This is a genomic window from Kitasatospora sp. NPDC097691, from assembly GCF_040302665.1.
Classification (GTDB): Bacteria; Actinomycetota; Actinomycetes; order Streptomycetales; family Streptomycetaceae; genus Kitasatospora.
In genome coordinates, this window is record NZ_JBEORY010000005.1 from 88,429 (window position 1) to 102,753 (window position 14,325).

The window sequence follows — 14,325 nt, forward strand, 5'->3', positions numbered from 1 at the left end:
CCCGGCCCTGCTCCGCCCGCTCGCGCCCGTCCCGGGCACGGCGCTGCGCCGACCGGCGAGAATGGCCCCGTGGACACCGAGAACCTCCAGCCCCTGCTGACACCCGAGGGCCAGGCCCTGCTCGCCGAGCTGCGCGAGTTCACCCCCGAGGAGGAGCTCGCGCTGGCCACCCGGCTGCGGCGGGAGCACCCGGCGGAGCTGGTCTCGGCGGCCTTCGGGCAGGCACGGCTGCGGCAGCGGGCGCGCGCGAAGTTCGGGTCGGACGCCGACCTGATGTACTTCACGCCCAACGGGGTCGAGCAGTCCACCCGCCGCAGCGTGGCCGAGTGGCGGGCGCGCCGGTTCGCCGAGCTGGGCGTACGGCGGCTGGCGGACCTGTGCTGCGGCATCGGCGGGGACGTGCTGGCGCTGGCCCGGGCGGGCATCGAGGTGCTGGCCGTCGACAAGGACCCGGCGGCCTGTGCCGCCACCGCCGCGAACGCCGCCGCACTGGGCCTGGCCGAGCTGGTGGAGGTGCGCTGCGCGGACGTCGCCGAGGTGGACGTCACCGGCTACGACGCGGTGTTCACCGACCCGGCCCGACGGACCTCGCGCGGCCGGGTGTTCGACCCCGAGGCGTACGCCCCGCCGCTCTCCTGGGCGATCGAGGCCGGCCGGCGGACCCCGATCGGGGCGCTGAAGGTCGCGCCGGGCATCCCCCACGAGGCCGTCCCGGCGGACGCCGAGGCCGAGTGGGTCTCCGACCACGGCGACGTCAAGGAGGCGGTGCTCTGGTTCGGCACCAAGGCCGCGAGCCCGCACCGCGCCACCCTGCTGCCGCACGGCGACAGCCTCACCGGCGGCGACCTGCCCGACCCGCCGGCCGGCCCGGTCGGGCGCTACCTGTACGAGCCGGACGGCGCGGTGATCCGGGCGCACCTGGTGGCCGAGGTGGCCGAGCAGGTCGGCGGCCGGCTGATCGACCCGAAGATCGCCTACCTGACCTCGGACGAGCTGATCGCCACCCCGTACGCGCACGCCTTCGAGCTCACCGACGTGATGCCCTTCCACATCAAGAAGCTGAAGGCGCTGCTGCGCGAGCGCCGGGTCGGCACGGTGGTGATCAAGAAGCGCGGGATGGCGATCACCCCGGAGGAGCTGCGCCGCCAGCTCAAGCCCTCCGGGCCGAACACCGTCACGGTGATCCTCAGCCGCACCGACCACGGCCCGCTGATGATGCTGGGGCAGCCGGTCCGGGCGTCCTAGCCCGGGCGCCCTAGGAGGCCGGGGGCTGGATGTAGTCCTCCAGCCGGGCCACCGAGAAGCCCTGCTCCTGGATCCGGGCCAGCAGGTCGCCGAACATCTGGGTCATCGTGGCGCCCTTGAGCTCCTTGGGGCCGCGGAAGTGCGCCAGGATGATGTCGCCCGGCTTCAGCTTCTTGTCCCCCGCCTGGTACTGCATGTCGTGGATCTGCATCGACTCGCGCCACAGCACGATCGCGCGCGGGCCGCACTGCTGCACCGAGGTGTTGAGGGTCGGGGTGTTGGCGCCGTCGCCGAACGGCGGGCGGAACAACAGCGGCGCGGTGCCGTACTGCTGGGTGAGCGCGGCCTGGTCGTCGCAGACCTCGGACTTCTGCTTGTCCGGCGACAGCTTGCTCATCACCGGGTGGTCCACGGTGTGGTTCTGGATGTGGTTGCCCAGCGCCTGGAGCGGCTTGAAGTAGCCGTAGTCGTTCCTGACGATGTCCTTGGTCAGGAACATCGAGATCGGCACCTTGAGGTCGGTCAGCATCTCGACGAACTTCGGGTCCTTCTCGGCGCCGTCGTCGATGGTGATGAAGACCACCTTGTCGGTCGTCTTCACGTCGCTGAACACCGGTACCGGGCCGGTCCGTTCGAGCTTGACGGGCTTGTCGGCGGGCGGCGCCGGGGCGGGCGGGAGCGGGGTGAGGTTCCACTTCGCCCAGGCCGCCGCGTTCGCGCCCGCCGGGGCGGCACCGGGGGTGGCGGCCGCGCTGGTCGGGGCGGCCGCGCTCGGCTGGGGCGCGCCCGACGCCGCCGTGGTGCCGGCCGGGGCGGCCGTGCCACCGCCTCCGTTGTCGCCGCATGCCGTGGCGAAGGCCAGCAGGGCCAGTGCCCCCGCCGCGTACGTCCTGGTCCTGCTCCGCCCGTCCCTGCTCACCGCACCGCGCTCCCGGTTTCCGTTCAGCTTTCTATCAGCTGATTCACGGTAGCGGCCGGGGTCGCGGTTCCCGATGACGGACTATTCGACGTGCTCGCTGGCGAAGGACCAACGGTGCACCGGCCGGCCGAGCAACTCGGCCGGCGGGTCGGCCACCGGCACCGGCGCACCGCTCCACCAGGTGATCAGGAGCACCCTCTCGCCTGGGGCGGAGAACAGTTCGAGGCGCTCGAGACCGGCCGCGCCGCGCACCGCGGGCAGCACCGATTCCCGCACCCAGGCGGCGAGTTCGGCCCCGCGGCCGTCCGCCGCCCGGGCCTCCCACATCGCGGCGACGGTCATCCGGCGCCGCCGCCGAGGGCGTCGTAGGCCTGGCCGTGGACGTCCCCGTGCCCGAAGCCCGCGGCCGGCACGTGGACCTCGGTCACCGGCAGCGAGGAGTCGGCGGACAGCTCGAAGGCGGACGGCGCGCGGTCACGCCACACCATCTCGGCGCCCAGCGCCGCCACCATCGCGCCGTTGTCGGTGCACAGGCCCGGCCGGGGCACCCGCAGTCGGATGCCGGCCCGGTCGCAGCGCTGCTGGGCCATCTCGCGCAGCCGCGAGTTGGCCGCCACGCCGCCGCCGATCATCAGGTGGTCGACGCCGTTGTCCTTGCACGCCTTGACGGCCTTACGGGTGAGCACGTCGGTGACCGCCTCCTGGAAGGACGCCGCCACGTCGGCGATCGGCACCTCCTCGCCGGCCCGGCGCTTGGCCTCCACCCAGCGGGCGACGGCGGTCTTCAGCCCGGAGAAGGAGAAGTCGTACGCGGGGTCGTTCCGGCCGCTCAGGCCGCGCGGGAAGGCGATCGCCTTGGGGTCGCCCTCGCGGGCCGTCCGGTCGACCACCGGGCCGCCGGGGAAGCCCAGGCCGAGCACCCGGGCGACCTTGTCGAAGGCCTCGCCGGCCGCGTCGTCGATGGTCGCGCCGAGCGGGCGGACGTCGCTGGTGATGTCCTCGCTGAGCAGCAGCGAGGAGTGCCCGCCGGAGACCAGCAGGGCCATCGTCGGCGAGGGCAGCCGGCCGTGCTCCAGCTGGTCGACGCAGATGTGCGAGGCGAGGTGGTTGACCCCGTACAGCGGCTTGTCCAGCGCCCAGGCGTACGCCTTCGCGGCGCTGACGCCGACCAGCAGCGCGCCGGCCAGGCCGGGGCCCGCGGTGACGGCGATGCCGTCCAGGTCGCTCGCCTTGATCCCGGCGGTGTCCAGGGCACGCTGGATGGTCGGGACCATCGCCTCCAGGTGGGCGCGACTGGCGATCTCCGGGACGACGCCGCCGAAGCGGGCGTGGTCGTTGACGCTGGAGGCGACCGCGTCGGCCAGCAGCGTGGTGCCGCGAACGATGCCGACGCCGGTCTCGTCGCAGGAGGTCTCGATGCCGAGGACGAGCGGTTCGTCAGCCATGGCGGGTGTCCTCAATGTCCTTCGGGTCAGTGCTGTCAGTGCTCGGGTGGTCGAGGCGCATCACCAGCGCGTCGACGTTGGCGGGCTGGTAGTAGCCGCGCCGGATGCCCACCGGTTCGAAACCGTGGCGCTCGTACAGCCGCTGGGCTCGCGGGTTGTCCACCCGCACCTCCAGCAGCAGCTCGGCGCAGCCGCGCCTGGCGGACTCCCGGATCAGGTCGGTGAGCAGCGCCGTGCCGAGGCCGGCGCCCTGCTGCCGGTCGTCGACGGCGATGGTCTGGACGTCGCCCTCGCCGGCGATCGCCATCAGGCCGGCGTAGCCGACGATCGCGCCGTCGGCGGCGGTGGCGACGGTGTAGTGGCGGGTGCCGCCGGGGTGGGCCTCGGCCAGCTCGGACCAGAACATCCCGGTCGACCAGGCGTCCTCGGGGAACAGCCGCTGCTCCAGCTCCATCACCGGCGCGATGTCCCACCAGCGCATCGGGCGCAGGGTGGTGCCGTGGTTCACGCCGGGAGCACCGCCTTGCCCCCTAGAACGGTCTTGTAGGCAGCGGGGACCTGGGCGTCCGGGCGGCGCAGGTACAGCGGCACGTTCGGCAGCAGCTCGCGCCCGGCGGCCAGCTCGGCGGCGGCGAAGCCGGCCAGGGCCCCGGCCGACACGTGCTCCGGGCCGTGCGCGCCCGGGAAGGCGTCCGGGTAGAGCAGCGCGCCGGCGCCGACCGAGCGCGGCTGCGCGGTCAGCTCGGCCGGGCGGTCCACGCCCGGGCCCTCGGTGCGGCGGCCCTCGGCGTCGTACGAGGCCCAGTAGACCTCCTTGCGGCGCGCGTCGGTGGCCACCGTGAACGGCTGCCCCTCCAGCCCCTCGGCGCGGGCCTGGAAGGCGATCGCGTCCAGAGTGCAGACGCCGTGCACCGGCAGTCCGAGGGCGTGGCCGAGCGCGGCGGCGGTCACCAGGCCGACCCGCAGGCCGGTGTACGGGCCCGGGCCGACGCCGACGGCGATGCCGGTCAGCCGGTGCTTGTCCACCCCGGCCGTCCGCAGCGCGCGGTCGATCGCGGGCAGCAGCAGTTCGCCGTGGCGCCGGGCGTCGACCTGGTGGGTCTCGGCCAGGACGTCGGTTCCGTCGTGGACGGCGGCGGTGACGGCGGGGGTAGCGGTGTCGAACGCGAGCAGCAGCACGGGTCAAGGTTAGACCGACGTTGGGCCGACCGGCCGATCGGCAGGATGTGCCAACCGGGAACACACATCCGAGGCGCTGCGACCCGGACGGACGGACCTGGCACGATAAGCCCGTACGAAAAGGGACGGCAGCGGGAGCGGCACGTGGCGAAGATGGGTCCTGGAGTGGTGGTCACGGGGCTGACCCTGGGGGCCCTGGCGGTGGTGAGCCTGCTGGCCTTCCAGGCCAACGGCGCCCAGGACCGGGCCGGCGGTGCCAAGCCCACCCCCACCATCACGGCGACGGGCACGGGCACGGCCACCGCGGCGGCGCCGACCGCCTCGGCCACCCCGACCGTCCCGCCGCTGCCGGCCACCTCGGGCACCGGCCCGCGGGTGGTCTACTCGGTGAGCAGCCACTACGTCTGGCTGATCGACCCGAAGAAGAACCCGCAGGTCGCGGCGGCCTTCCCGGTCACCCCGGGCACGGTCGAGCCCGCCCCGGGCAGCTACGCGGTGTACAGCCGCACGCCGACGGCCACCGGCACGGACGGCCGGCAGATCGAGCACGTGGTGCGGTTCGCGCAGCAGAGCGGCGTGGTGTTCGGCTTCAGCGCGGCGGTGGACGGCGCGACCGCGACGGCCGACCCGAAGGCCAAGACCGGCGGCATCCGCAGCGGCCGCACCGACGGGCAGCTGCTCTGGGACTTCGCGCCGAAGGACACCAAGGTGGTCGTGGTCGCCTGAGGCGGCCTCACGCGGCCCGGGGCGTCCGCGCCTCGGGCTCCTCGGCCTGCCTCGGTTCCGGTTCGGGCGGGGTGGACACCGCCTCGGCGGCCGCGCGGGCGGCCAGCAGTGCCCGCATCGGCTCCCCCGGAGCGCAGCGGGCGGGCTCTCCGGCCCCGGCGGCGCGGACGGCGCGCTCCGGGGCGGGGGTGGTGCTCGACATGGCGCCTCCCTAGTTAGGCAGACCTAACCGCAGCACCCATCCCACCACGCCCGGTACTCCGCCCGCAACATCTTGCCGACACCCTGTCGGCAAGTCGTCGCGACCCGCCGCTACTCCTGCCCCGCCAGCTTCGCCAGCTCGACGTCCGTCCAGCGCGGACCGATGCCGGTCAGCAGCACCCGGCGCGGATCGTGGTCGTCCCCGTCGGCGGTGTCGCCCAGGGCGCGCTCGATCCGGACCTCCAGCCGGTCCTCCGACAGCCGCTCGACCTTGCCCTCGCCCCACTCGACCACGACCACCGACTCCGGCAGCGAGACGTCCAGGTCGAGGTCCTCCATCTCGTCCAGGTCACCGCCCAGCCGGTACGCGTCCACGTGCACCAGCGCCGGGCCGCCGACCAGCGAGGGGTGCACCCGGGCGATCACGAAGGTCGGCGAGGTCACCGCCCCGCGGACCTGCAACCCCTCCCCCAGGCCCCGGGTCAGCGTGGTCTTCCCCGCCCCCAGCTCGCCGGAGAGCAGCACCAGGTCCCCCGGCCGCAGCAGCGCGGCCAGCTCCCGGCCGAGCCGGCCCATCCGCTCCGGGGTGGGGACGGTGAGAGTGGCGTGCGAGCCCATGCGCGTGTCTTGCCCTTCGGTCCGTACCGGCGCGCCGACCACCGGCCGCCACCGCTACCGTGCCACATCGCCGCCCCCGGGTGCGCCGGGCGGGTGCCGGGCCGGGTGTCAGCGGGGCGCCGGGCGGGACGTCAGCGGGGTTCAGGCGGGGCGTCAGGCGGGGTCGACGGCCGGTTCGACGGCCGGCCCGGTGGCCACCCCCGCGGCCGGATCCCGGGTCAGGTCGAGGACGGCCGCGGGCAGCGGCGCGGCGCCCGCGAAGTCGGCGGCCCGGCGCAGCAGCAGCGCCAGCTCGCGGTCGACCGACTCCGGCCGCTCCAGCATCACCAGGTGCCCGGCGCCCTCGGCCAGCACCAGTTCGGCGCCCGGCAGCCGCTCGGCCATCGCCTCGCTGTGCGCCGAGGGCGTCAGCAGGTCCTTCGTCCCGGCCAGCACCAGGGCGGGCAGGCCGCGCAGGGCGGCCAGCGCCTCGTACTTCTCGTGCGCGCCGAACACCGGGTAGAACTCGGCGACCACGTCGATCGGGGTGGCGTCCAGCAGCTGCTCGGCGAAGCGCACCACTCCGGGGTCGACGTCCCGGCCCCCGAAGGAGAACTTCCGGTAGAAGACGGCGGTCACGTCCGAACCCAGCCGCCTGGTGGCCTCCACCAGATCGACCTGACGTCCCAGCAGCTTCACCATCCCGGGCGCGACCTTCTTGAACAGCTTCGCGCCGGCCTTCGGCAGGCCAAGGCTGACGTCGTCCCAGTCGCCCGCGAGCGTGCCGATCAGGGCGACCCCGGCGACCCTCTCCCGGAACAGCTCCGGCTGCTGGTCGGCCAGCGCCATCACCGTCATGCCGCCCATCGAGTGGCCCACCAGCACCAGCGGCCCGGTCGGCGCGACGGCGTCGATCACCGCCTTGAGGTCGCCGCCCAGCTGGTCGATGCCGGCCGGCTCGCCCGCCAGGTACGAGCGGGACCGCTCGGAACGACCGTGGCTGCGCTGGTCCCAGAAGACCAGCCGCATGCCCTCGCGCAGCGCGGCCCGCTGGAAGTGCCAGCTGTCCTGGTTGAGGCAGTAGCCGTGGCAGAACACCACGGTCAGCGGCTCGGCGCCGGAGCCGTCGCGGTCCGGCTCGGCCCAGCCGGTGCCGTCCAGCTCCACGTACAGCTCGGTGCCGTCCGGGGCGGCCACCGTCCTCGGACGCCCGCGCAGCGAGCCGTACGGGGCGCTCGCGTCCAGCTCGGCCCGGGCCCGGCGGCGCATCGCCCGCCCGACGGTCAGCCGCTCGATCGCCACGCCGGCGGCGGCCCCCGCCGCCAGCACACCGACCGAGATCCCGATCACGCCCGCCCGGCTCACCCCGGAGGCCGCGCCGGCCGCCTTGGCGACCGCCGCGACCGTTCCGTCCCCGGTCGGCGCGTCGGTCATGCCGGCGCGTCCTCGGTGTGACTGCCGCCCAGGTAGCGGCGCGGCACCCGGGCGCCGATCCTGGTGACGATCTCGTACGCGATGGTCCCGCAGGCGCGGGCCCAGTCCTCGGCGGTCGGCTCGCCGCGCTCGCCGCTGCCGAACAGCAGCGCCTGGTCGCCGATCGCGGGGGTGTCCCCGCCGAGGTCCACGACGAACTGGTCCATCGCGACCCGGCCGGCCACCGTGCGCCACTTGCCGCCGATCTGCACCGGGCCGGTGCCGCTGGCGTGCCGCGGGACGCCGTCGCCGTAGCCGATCGGGACCAGGCCCAGGGTGGTCGGGCCGGGCGTCGTGTAGTGGTGGCCGTAGCTGACCCCGTGCCCGCCGGGGACCTCCTTGACCAGCGCCAGCCGCGCGGCCAGCGACATCACCGGGCGCAGCCCGAAGTCGGCCGGCGAGCCCACCTCGGGCACCGGCGACAGCCCGTACGCGGCCAGCCCGGTGCGGACCAGGTCGAAGTGCGACTCGGGCAGCAGCAGGGCGGCCGGCGAGTTCGCGAGGTGCCGCACCTCGGGGCGCAGCCCGGCCGCCTCGGCCTCGGCCAGGGCGGTGCGGTAGGAGTCCAGCTGGGCCTGGATCGACGGGTGTCCGGGCTCGTCGGCGGCCGCGAAGTGCGACCAGACGCCGACCACGGTGAGCAGCCCCTCGGCCTCGGCGCGCCGGGCGGCGGCCACCAGCCGGGGCCAGTCGTGCGGCTGGCAGCCGTTGCGGCCGAGGCCGGTGTCGGCCTTCAGGTGCACGCGTGCCGGGATGCCGGTCTCGCGCACGGCCGGGAGCAGTTCGTCCAGCGCCCACTGGCCGCTGACCGAGATGTCCAGGCCCGCGCGGAGCGCCTCGCGCCACGGCCCGCCGGGCGTCCACAGCCAGCACAGGATGCGGGCGTGCTCCGGGCGGATGCCCGCGGCCCGCAGCGCCAGCGCCTCGTCGGGCGTCGCGCAGCCGAGCCAGCCGACCCCGTTGGCGACCGCCTCGCGGGCGCACTCGACCGCGCCGTGGCCATAGGCGTTCGCCTTGACCGCGAGCATCACCGCCGCGCCGCCGACGCGCTCGCGCAGTGCCGCGAGGTTGCCGCGCAGAGCGCCGAGATCGATGGTCGCCTCGGCCCGTACGCCCTCGGTCGGAGGGGCGGTGCCGATCGTGTTCGCAGTTGTCATCAGGGTCAGTCTCCCAGACGTCCCGGAGTCCTCGCCGAACGGCCCATCGGCGCGGCGGCCGACGACCGGGCCCCGCCCGCCGCACCACCCCGCGGCGAACCGCTCGTCACCGCCCTCTCGGACGCGGCCGGCGGAGCCTTCGGTTCCGCTCCCGGCCGCGCCCCGCTACGCCTGGCGGACCGCCCGCCACACCGCCGGCAGCGCCTCCGCCACCGCCAGGGCCGTCACCGGCGCGCCCGGCTCGCCCGCCGCCTCGCGGCCGGCCAGGCCGTGCAGGTAGGCGGCCACCGACGCGGCGTCCAGGGGCGGGAGGCCCGCCGCCAGCAGCGAGCCCGCCAGTCCGGCCAGGACGTCGCCGCTGCCCGCGGTGGCCAGCCAGGAGGTGCCGGTGGGGTTCACCCGGACGGCGCCGCCCGGGTCGGCGACCACCGTGGTGGAGCCCTTGAGCAGGACGGTCGCGCGGTAGGCCGCCGCCAGCCGGCGGGCGGTGGCGAGCCGGCCGGCGGCCAGGTCGTCGGCGGCCGGCGGCGCGGTGCCCTCGGCGCCGGCGAGCAGCCGGGCGGCCTCGCCGGTGTGCGGGGTCAGCAGGGTGGGCGCGGTGCGGCCGGCCAGCGCCTGCGGACCGAGTCGGCCCAGCTCGGTCAGCCCGTCCGCGTCCACCAGCACCGGGACGTCGCCGGCCAGCGCCTCGGCCAGCGCCTGCCGCGCGCCCTCGCCGCCGCCCGGCCCGACCACCCAGGCCTGCACCCGCCCGGCCCCGGCCGGCCCGCCCTCGGTGACCAGCGTCTCCGGGAAGCGCCGCACCACCTCCTCGGCCGCCGCGCCCACGTACCGGACGGCACCGGCACCGCCGCGCAGCGCCCCGGCGACCGCCAGCAGCGCCGCCCCCGGGTAGGTCACCGAGCCGGCCGCCACGCCGACCACACCGCGCCGGTACTTGTCGCTCTCCGCGCCCGGCCGCGGCAGCAGCGCCGCCACGTCCGCGTGCTGCAGGGCCGTCACGTCCGCCTCCGGCAGCTCCAGCCCGATGCCGACCAGCTGCACGGCGCCCGCGTACGAGGCCCCCGGGTCGACCAGCAGGCCGGGCTTGTGGGTGCCGAAGCAGACCGTGACGTCCGCGCGCAGCGCCGCGCCCGGCACCTCGCCGGTGTCGGCGTCCACCCCGCTGGGCAGGTCGACCGCGACCACCACCCCGCGCCGCCCGGCCTCCGCGTACGGCCGGGCCTCTGGGCGCAGCCCGCCCCGGCCGCCGATGCCGACGATCCCGTCCAGCACCAGGTCCGCGCCCGAGAAGTCGGCCAGGCCGACGTCCTGCTCCGCCGTCACCCGTCCGCCGGACGCCCGCAGCGCGGCCAGCCCGCCCGCGTGCGCCCGCTCCGGCGCGAGCAGCACCGCCGTCACCCGCGCCCCGCGCCGGGCCAGCGCGGTCCCGGCGTACAACGCGTCACCCCCGTTGTCCCCGCTGCCCGCCAGCACCACGACCCGGCTGCCGTACACCCGCCCCCGACGCCCGGTCAGCAGCCGCGCGCACGTCACCGCCAGCCCCGCGGCGGCCCGCTGCATCAAGGTGCCCTCGGGCAGCCGCGCCATCAACGCGCCCTCGGCGGCCCGGACGGTTTCCACAGGGTGTGCATGACGCATGGCGGGGCTCCTCCGGCCGTCGGGACGTACGGACGACGCTAGCCCGCGTCACCGCCCCGCGGGAGCCGGGCCTGCGGCACACTTTCGAGTGACACCCACGTCGATCCCCCACCGGTGTCGGTCCGTGCGCCTACGTTGTGGCCCGGCACGGACCCACAGGAGGGAGAAGGGCCATGGTCGCCATGCCGGCAATCGAGCACCCGCTGGGCGAGGACAGCCTCCTCCAGGCGTTTCTGGAGCTGGACACCCCACTGGGATTCAAGGCCGAACTCATCGAAGGGGAGATCGTTGTGACGCCGCCGCCGGACGGGGCCCACGAGACCGCGTTCTCGCTGCTCACCCGCCAGTTCATGCGCAAGGTGGAGGCCGATCTGGACCTCTCGGGCAACAAGGGGCTGGTCACGCCCAAGGGACGGTTCATCCCCGACGGCACCCTGAGCCCGGTCGGCCATTTCGAGCACGCCGATTCGTGGGCCTCGGCAGAAGGCGTCCTGCTGGTCTTCGAGATCACGTCGACCAACCCGCACAAGGACCGCGAATCCAAGCGTCGCGGCTATGCCGCCGCCGGTATCCCGTGCTACCTGCTGATCGACCGCGGCGACGGCATGGTCACGTTGTTCACCGGCCCCGAGGGCGAGGACTACATCACCCGGACGCAGGTCGAGTTCGGCAAGACGATCGACCTCCCCGCCCCGTTCTCCTTCACGCTCGACACGGCGCCCCTGCGGTAGGACGCAGCCACCGCAGGGGCGCCGTTGCCGACGAGCGCGGACTTACTCGACGGTGACCGACTTCGCCAGGTTGCGCGGCTGGTCGACCTCGTGGCCCTTGGCCGTGGCCAGCTCGCAGGCGAAGACCTGGAGCGGGACGGTGGAGACCAGCGGCTGGAGCAGGGTCGGCGTGACCGGGATGCGGATCAGGTGGTCCGCGTACGGCACGACGGCCTCGTCGCCCTCCTCGGCGATCACGATCGTGCGGGCGCCGCGGGCCCGGATCTCCTGGATGTTGGAGACGATCTTGTCGTGCAGGATCGACCGCCCGCGCGGCGAGGGCACGACCACCACGACCGGCAGCCCCTCCTCGATCAGCGCGATCGGGCCGTGCTTGAGCTCGCCCGCCGCGAAGCCCTCGGCGTGCATGTACGCCAGCTCCTTGAGCTTGAGCGCGCCCTCCAGGGCCACCGGGAAGCCGACGTGACGGCCGAGGAACAGCACCGAGCGGGCGTCGGCCAGCGAGCGGGCCAGCTCGCGCACCGGCTCCATGGTCTCCAGGACCTGCTCGAGCTGCTTCGGCGCGTCGCCGAGCTCCTTGATGACGGCGAAGATCTCGTCGCCCCACTTGGTGCCGCGCACCTGGCCCAGGTACAGGGCGACCAGGTAGCAGGCGACCAGCTGGGTCAGGAACGCCTTGGTGGAGGCGACCGCGACCTCCGGACCGGCGTGCGTGTACAGCACGGCGTCCGACTCGCGCGGGATGGTGGAGCCGTTGGTGTTGCAGATCGCCAGCACCTTGGCGCCCTGCTCACGGGCGTGCCGCAGGGCCATCAGGGTGTCCATGGTCTCGCCGGACTGCGAGATGGCGATGACCAGCGTGCCGGGGCCCATGATCGGGTCGCGGTAGCGGAACTCGGAGGCGACCTCGACCTCGCAGGGGATGCGGGTCCAGTGCTCGATCGCGTACTTGGCGATCATGCCCGCGTGGAACGCGGTGCCGCAGGCGACGATGACGACCTTGTCGACCGACCGCAGGTCGGCATCGGAGATCCGCAGCTCGTCGAGGGTGAGCCGGCCGTCGGTGCCGATCCGGCCGAGCAGGGTGTCGGCGACGGCCTTCGGCTGCTCGGCGATCTCCTTGAGCATGAAGTAGTCGTAGCCGCCCTTCTCGGCGGCGGAGGCGTCCCAGTCGACGTGGTACTCGCGCACGTCAGCCGGGGTGCCGTCGAAGTTCGTGACGGTCACGCCGTCCCGGCGCAGCTCGACGACCTGGTCCTGGCCCAGCTCGATCGCCTCGCGGGTGTGCGCGATGAAGGCGGCGACGTCCGAGGCGAGGAAGTTCTCGCCCTCGCCGCGGCCGACGACCAGCGGCGAGTTGCGACGGGCGCCCACGACGACGTCCGGCGCGTCGGCGTGCACGGCGACCAGGGTGAAGGCACCCTCCAGCCGACCGCAGACCGCCCGCATGGCCTCGGCGAGGTCGCCCTGGTAGGCCTCGCCCAGCAGGTGGGCGACGACCTCGGTGTCGGTCTCGGACCGGAGGGTGTGGCCGCGCTCGGCGATCTCGGCACGCAGCTGGGCGAAGTTCTCGATGATCCCGTTGTGCACCACGGCGACCCGCAGGTCGTCGTCCAGGTGGGGGTGGGCATTGGCGTCCGTCGGGCCGCCGTGGGTGGCCCACCGGGTGTGGCCGATGCCGGTGGTGCCGCCGGGCAGAGGGGCCTCGGCGAGCGACTTCTCCAGGTTGGCGAGCTTCCCGGCCCGCTTGTCGGTGGACAGGCTCCACTGCCCGTCGGAGTCCTGAACCTGCACCGCGACACCGGCCGAGTCGTAACCCCGGTACTCCAGGCGCTGCAGGCCTGCGATTACTACGTCGAGGGCGGACTGCGCGCCCACGTATCCAACAATTCCGCACATGCGTGCCAGCATAAGGGCGGTTCTGTGGCCGTATTCCCGTCTCGCGCGAACGCTGCGTGACCGACACCACAACCACCGTGAACGCCGCTACGGCTCACAATGGAGCATGTGCTGACCGAACTCTGTACGCGGGGCGCCGCCACGCCCGGCCCGTCCCCGTCCCCCTACGTGGATCTCAGCCGGGCCGAGTGGAGCGCGCTGCGCGAGCGTACGCCGCTGCCGCTGACCGCCGAGGAGGTGGAGCAGCTGCGCGGCCTCGGCACCGCCCTCGACCTCGACGAGGTGCGTGACGTCTACCTGCCGCTGTCGCGGCTGCTGAACCTGTACATCCACGCCACGCACGAACTGCGCGGTGCCGTCGGCACCTTCCTGGACACGCCGGACACCGAACGCACCCGGACCCCGTTCATCATCGGGGTGGCCGGATCGGTCGCGGTCGGCAAGTCGACCACCGCGCGCCTCCTCCAGGCGCTGCTCGCCCGCTGGCCCGAGCACCCCCGGGTCGAACTGGTCACCACCGACGGCTTCCTGCTCCCCAACGCCGAGCTGCGCCGCCGCGGCCTGATGGCCCGGAAGGGCTTCCCCGAGTCGTACGACCGCCGGGCGCTGATGCGCTTCGTCGCGGACGTGAAGGCGGGCAAGGAGCGCGTCAGCGCGCCGGTCTACTCGCACCTGGTGTACGACATCGTGCAGGACGAGCGGCTGACCGTGGAGCGCCCGGACATCCTGATCGTCGAGGGCCTGAACGTGCTCCAGCCGGCCCTGCCCGGCACCGACGGCCGCACCCGCCTCGCGGTGGCCGACTACTTCGACTTCTCGATCTACGTCGACGCCCGGACCGACGACATCGAGCACTGGTACCTGGACCGCTTCCGCAAGCTGCGGCAGACCGCCTTCCAGGACCCGAACTCCTACTTCCGCCGCTTCACCGAGGTGCCGGAGGAGGAGGCGATGGAGTACGGCCGGCAGGTCTGGCGCACCATCAACAAGCCCAACCTGCTGGAGAACGTGCTGCCGACCCGGGGCCGGGCCACCCTGATCCTGCAGAAGGGCCAGGACCACAAGGTCCGCCGGGCGCTGCTGCGCAAGCTCTGAGCGCACGGAGGAGGGCC

At 74.4% G+C, this 14,325-nt stretch carries 15 protein-coding genes; 4 read left to right on the forward strand and 11 right to left on the reverse strand.

Annotated elements, in window-relative coordinates; genetic code table 11:
* The first annotated feature begins 69 nt into the window (after positions 1–69).
* The gene (locus ABTY56_RS05325) at positions 70–1,245 is read left to right on the forward strand and encodes a THUMP-like domain-containing protein (RefSeq protein WP_350626770.1); all 1,176 of its coding nucleotides are present in this window, start codon (positions 70–72) and stop codon (positions 1,243–1,245) included.
* 10 nt (positions 1,246–1,255) lie between these two features.
* Here ABTY56_RS05325 and ABTY56_RS05330 read toward each other — a convergent pair whose 3' ends face one another.
* The 5 genes from ABTY56_RS05330 to tsaB all read right to left on the reverse strand — a co-directional run bounded on the left by ABTY56_RS05330 (position 1,256) and on the right by tsaB (position 4,788).
* Positions 1,256–2,164: a polysaccharide deacetylase family protein gene (locus tag ABTY56_RS05330; protein WP_350626772.1), complete on the reverse strand. Its 909-nt coding sequence runs from the start codon at positions 2,162–2,164 to the stop codon at positions 1,256–1,258.
* Between the two features lie 81 nt (positions 2,165–2,245).
* A complete protein-coding gene (locus ABTY56_RS05335) occupies positions 2,246–2,506 on the reverse strand; it encodes a hypothetical protein (protein WP_350626774.1) in 261 nt (86 codons plus the stop codon).
* Positions 2,503–3,609 (reverse strand): tRNA (adenosine(37)-N6)-threonylcarbamoyltransferase complex transferase subunit TsaD, encoded by a 1,107-nt coding sequence (tsaD, locus tag ABTY56_RS05340; protein ID WP_350626776.1) that lies wholly within the window; start codon positions 3,607–3,609, stop codon positions 2,503–2,505. Before tsaD ends, ABTY56_RS05335 begins: the two co-directional genes overlap by 4 nt.
* Entirely contained in the window at positions 3,602–4,090 is a 489-nt protein-coding gene (gene rimI, locus ABTY56_RS05345) for a ribosomal protein S18-alanine N-acetyltransferase (protein WP_350626968.1), read from the reverse strand. The genes tsaD and rimI overlap by 8 nt, the downstream gene beginning before the upstream one ends.
* A 23-nt stretch (positions 4,091–4,113) precedes the next feature.
* Positions 4,114–4,788 (reverse strand): tRNA (adenosine(37)-N6)-threonylcarbamoyltransferase complex dimerization subunit type 1 TsaB, encoded by a 675-nt coding sequence (tsaB, locus tag ABTY56_RS05350; protein WP_350626778.1) that lies wholly within the window; start codon positions 4,786–4,788, stop codon positions 4,114–4,116.
* A gap of 153 nt (positions 4,789–4,941) precedes the next feature.
* Between tsaB and ABTY56_RS05355 the strand changes: the two genes are divergently transcribed.
* Entirely contained in the window at positions 4,942–5,514 is a 573-nt protein-coding gene (locus ABTY56_RS05355; RefSeq protein ID WP_350626970.1) for a hypothetical protein, read from the forward strand.
* Positions 5,515–5,521: 7 nt separating this feature from the next.
* On the opposite strand, the gene ABTY56_RS05360 is transcribed toward ABTY56_RS05355, so the two are convergent.
* From ABTY56_RS05360 to ABTY56_RS05380, 5 genes are all read right to left on the reverse strand, one after another.
* The gene (locus tag ABTY56_RS05360; RefSeq protein ID WP_350626779.1) at positions 5,522–5,716 is read right to left on the reverse strand and encodes a hypothetical protein; all 195 of its coding nucleotides are present in this window, start codon (positions 5,714–5,716) and stop codon (positions 5,522–5,524) included.
* A 110-nt stretch (positions 5,717–5,826) separates the two neighbouring features.
* Positions 5,827–6,333, reverse strand: a complete 507-nt coding sequence (gene tsaE / locus ABTY56_RS05365) for a tRNA (adenosine(37)-N6)-threonylcarbamoyltransferase complex ATPase subunit type 1 TsaE (RefSeq protein WP_350626780.1) — start codon at positions 6,331–6,333, stop codon at positions 5,827–5,829.
* A gap of 153 nt (positions 6,334–6,486) precedes the next feature.
* Positions 6,487–7,746, reverse strand: a complete 1,260-nt coding sequence (locus ABTY56_RS05370; protein WP_350626782.1) for an alpha/beta fold hydrolase — start codon at positions 7,744–7,746, stop codon at positions 6,487–6,489.
* Positions 7,743–8,942 carry an alanine racemase gene (alr, locus tag ABTY56_RS05375; RefSeq protein WP_350626784.1) on the reverse strand — a complete coding sequence of 400 codons (1,200 nt, stop codon included), beginning with the start codon at positions 8,940–8,942 and terminating at the stop codon, positions 7,743–7,745. The genes ABTY56_RS05370 and alr overlap by 4 nt, the downstream gene beginning before the upstream one ends.
* Before the next feature lie 165 nt (positions 8,943–9,107).
* Positions 9,108–10,583, reverse strand: coding sequence for an NAD(P)H-hydrate dehydratase (locus ABTY56_RS05380; RefSeq protein WP_350626786.1), 1,476 nt, complete (start codon positions 10,581–10,583; stop codon positions 9,108–9,110).
* Positions 10,584–10,765: 182 nt separating this feature from the next.
* Between ABTY56_RS05380 and ABTY56_RS05385 the strand changes: the two genes are divergently transcribed.
* Entirely contained in the window at positions 10,766–11,314 is a 549-nt protein-coding gene (locus ABTY56_RS05385) for a Uma2 family endonuclease (RefSeq protein ID WP_350626972.1), read from the forward strand.
* Positions 11,315–11,356: 42 nt separating this feature from the next.
* Here the strand turns inward: ABTY56_RS05385 and glmS are convergent, their stop codons facing one another.
* Positions 11,357–13,213: a glutamine--fructose-6-phosphate transaminase (isomerizing) gene (gene glmS / locus ABTY56_RS05390; RefSeq protein WP_350626788.1), complete on the reverse strand. Its 1,857-nt coding sequence runs from the start codon at positions 13,211–13,213 to the stop codon at positions 11,357–11,359.
* Positions 13,214–13,312: 99 nt separating this feature from the next.
* Here glmS and coaA point away from each other — a divergent pair, with 99 nt between their 5' ends.
* Complete coding sequence (coaA, locus tag ABTY56_RS05395; RefSeq protein WP_350519924.1) at positions 13,313–14,308, forward strand: type I pantothenate kinase; 996 nt, start codon at positions 13,313–13,315, stop codon at positions 14,306–14,308.
* Positions 14,309–14,325: the final 17 nt, after the last annotated feature.